This window comes from Virgibacillus salexigens (genome assembly GCF_014905415.1).
GTDB lineage: Bacteria > Bacillota > Bacilli > Bacillales > Amphibacillaceae > Virgibacillus > Virgibacillus salexigens.
The window spans coordinates 1-297 of the sequence record NZ_BNEO01000167.1 but is presented as its reverse complement, the minus strand read 5'-3'; the positions used below and the strand labels follow the sequence as shown (position 1 = coordinate 297).

Sequence of the window (297 nt, the reverse complement as noted above, 5' to 3'; positions counted from 1 at the left end):
GCTTTTCGGTCTCTACTGAAATCAAAATCTTATTGGGAATATCAGCCTAAGATAATTGAAATTCAGAGAGGTTGTATTTTATTTTAAAACTTCGCAACAGAACCTCTCTTCTCCTATACTATAAAATGAAAAAAAGAATTTAAAAATTGAGCAGATAAAGGGCTTAAAAGATTATAGGAAGCATGGATAAAGATACTTTCTAATACATTCTCATTGCGATAATATGCCCAAGTAACGATGAAGGATAATAACAAATAAGGAATTATTTCAAGAGAAAGGCCTGTGTGAGCAAAAGCA

Annotated in this window: 1 protein-coding gene; it reads right to left on the bottom strand. The window is 31.3% G+C overall.

All coding sequences use genetic code 11. The features are described from left to right. Positions 1-113 precede the first annotated feature (113 nt). The coding region (locus JKP73_RS22700; protein ID WP_200412043.1) for a CPBP family glutamic-type intramembrane protease at positions 114-297 on the bottom strand (184 nt) is incomplete at its 5' end.